Origin of the sequence: Shewanella sp. 5_MG-2023, assembly GCF_030547465.1 — a bacterium.
In the GTDB taxonomy this organism is placed as follows: Bacteria; Pseudomonadota; Gammaproteobacteria; order Enterobacterales; family Shewanellaceae; genus Shewanella.
Map to the genome: position 1 here is coordinate 1 of NZ_JAUORC010000063.1, position 2,719 is coordinate 2,719.

At 37.5% G+C, this 2,719-nt stretch carries 3 protein-coding genes; all 3 read left to right on the forward strand.

The genetic code is table 11. The features are described from left to right. Positions 1-190: 190 nt before the first annotated feature. A complete protein-coding gene (locus tag Q4557_RS19575) occupies positions 191-712 on the forward strand; it encodes a type II secretion system protein (RefSeq protein WP_303414991.1) in 522 nt (173 codons plus the stop codon). A 534-nt stretch (positions 713-1,246) separates the two neighbouring features. Continuing rightward, positions 1,247-1,993 carry a heme ABC transporter permease gene (locus tag Q4557_RS19580; RefSeq protein WP_102531175.1) on the forward strand — a complete coding sequence of 249 codons (747 nt, stop codon included), beginning with the start codon at positions 1,247-1,249 and terminating at the stop codon, positions 1,991-1,993. After that, on the forward strand, positions 1,993-2,187 hold the full coding sequence (gene ccmD / locus Q4557_RS19585; RefSeq protein ID WP_303414992.1) for a heme exporter protein CcmD: 195 nt from the start codon (positions 1,993-1,995) through the stop codon (positions 2,185-2,187). The genes Q4557_RS19580 and ccmD overlap by 1 nt, the downstream gene beginning before the upstream one ends. Positions 2,188-2,719 lie beyond the last annotated feature (532 nt).

The window sequence follows — 2,719 nt, forward strand, 5'->3', positions numbered from 1 at the left end:
TTCTAGGTCTGGCCATCTTCAATCACCAAGTAATGAGCAATAACTAAAGCCTAGTAGGGTGTTTAACATTTAGCCAATTAGAATGGGTGGCCTTGTTATTTTTTTTTGATATATTGCGCTATTATGTATTTTAAATGGTGATATTTGCCAGTAACATGATTATTTTTCGTAACCTAAAGGCTGCCCGTAAATGCTGAAACCGACCATTAAACATAACGGATTTACCTTAATAGAGCTGGTTGTGGTTATTATCATTTTAGGGATCCTTGCAGTAATCGCAGCGCCTAAGTTTATTGATCTGGGCACCGATGCAAAAGTGGCTGTTATTAAAGGTGCGTTTGGCAGCATGAAAGATGCATTAAGATTAGTGCACATGAAAGCGCAGATTGACGGTAAGCTAGAAGATAATGTTAATCTTGAAACTCAATATGGAAGCTATCAAATGTATCGTGGCTACCCTGAAACCAAAAGTGAAGCGACAAATCCCAATCTGTACTTTATAGAAACATTTGTTGATGTTGGCTCGCCAACAGATGTCATTAAAAATAATACTAGCAGAACGGCTACTTATGGTGATCTTCATTCATACGAAGACAATGGGTTTTCCAGAATTGGATATGGAACAGGTAACTTACTGGCAGGGCAATGTTATGTTGAATACTTACATACCAGCTCTGTAGAGGGCATCACGATGCAGATACAGGGCTGCTAAGTTTGGATGGTCATTTAATACTACATTTCTTCAATCTCTTTAGTGTTATTCCAAAACTCTAAATTACTCAGGTTTATTCGCCTTCTTGACAAGCCCCCCTGTGTCAGGATAGTTGTCGCCTAAATTAATTTACAAATAAACAGGGCGCGGTAAGTTAAAGCAAGTGAATTATCAAAGGCATTCAGTTCAATTTAAAGAAAAAATTACAAAGCCACCTATTATTTAGAAGTTATAACATAACGCCATTCGTTTTAAGTTGCTAACACCTACATCCATTAACTGATGGGATTATTCCTGCCAAAGGACTAAATACTTCATCATTAATCACCAAAAATAACTCATAAACAATTAATTATGGGTGTCTTAGTTATTTTTCAAAATTTCACCTGAAAACTGTTGCTGAAAGAATCAACATTGTTATCATTGTGTTTACGCTCCTGATTTTTAAGCTAATATTTTAGTAGTTTATTGGTAAAATTGTCAGGTTTTTAAACCCTCCCATTAATTAGTGCATGATTAGAGAGTAAAATAACTATGTGGAAATGGCTTCACTCATATGCGGATCCTGAACGTGCGTACAAACTATCTGATAAACTGCTACCTTGGTTGGCTATTACAGCAATTATCCTAATCGGACTTGGTACAATTCAAGGGCTACTTTTTACTCCAGTTGATTACCAGCAAGGGGAAAGCTATAGGATCATTTACATCCATGTTCCAGCAGCCTCTATGTCTATGGCTGCGTATATGGCGATGGCCTCATGCGCATTTATAGGTGTTGTGTGGCAAATTAAAACTGCTGATTGGGCGGCCGCTTCGATTGCTCCAATTGGTGCTGTTATGACTTTTATTGCACTAATTACAGGTTCTGCATGGGGGAAACCAATGTGGGGAACTTGGTGGGTCTGGGATGCAAGGCTTACCTCTGAACTCGTACAACTTTTCTTGTATTTAGGTGTAATAGCTCTTTACGCCTCTTATGAAGATAAAGTATTAGCAGCAAGGGCAGCAGGTATTCTCGCAATTGTCGGAGTAATTAATGTCCCAATAATTAAATTCTCGGTCGAATGGTGGAACTCTTTGCATCAGCCGGCAACGATAAAAATCACTGAAGAATCTGCAATGTCATCAGATATGCTTTATCCACTTCTGATTAACATCACAGGGTTTGGGGTGATGATTGGTGCACTAACCTTAGTTAGATTCAAAAATGAAATATTGGCGAGAAATAGCATGCGCCTCTGGGTTAAAGACCTTGCAATGAATCAAGGAGAAAAATAATGGAATTTGACTCTGTTTCTGAATTTTTAAATATGGGCGGCTACGCCTTCTATGTGTGGTTAGCCTATGGAGTTACCTTTGGCTCTTTAATTATTTTGATAATAACCAGCATTAGGCAAAAAAAATTGGTACTACGCCAAATTGGAGCGAAAGTGAGACGGGAAGAACGTCTCAAGAAGCATAACATCCCATAACGATAAACAACGTAAATCAAAGCGCTAGTATTAAGAGTTTACTTGCGCTTTATTTATGTTAACAGGAAGAAATTAGACAAGTGTAGTGGTATCAGTTTATGAAATTTTGTAGGTGATCTACTGGGAGATTAGGCTAGAAGATAGCTGGGTATATTCGATTTTGCTAAAACTCATAATCGTCAGGTCCCCTGTTCGAGTCTGGGAGGGGCCACCAATTTTGATAAGCCGCTTAAAGAAATTTAAGCGGCTTTTTCATGTCAAAAATTTAAATCAATAATTACAAAGCCACCCATTATTTAGAAGTTATAACATAACGCCATTCGTTTTAAGTTGCTAACACTTACATCCATTAACTGATGGGATTATTCCTGCCAAAGGACTAAATACTTCATCATTAATCACCAAAAATAACTCATAAACTAAATTCAACACAGCAAAAAAGCTTGATATCTATCAAGTGGAAAATGCTTTTATTTGAAATTAAGAAATGGTGTATTAAGCGCACAACCAGCGCTGACAGTTAGCTGCACCT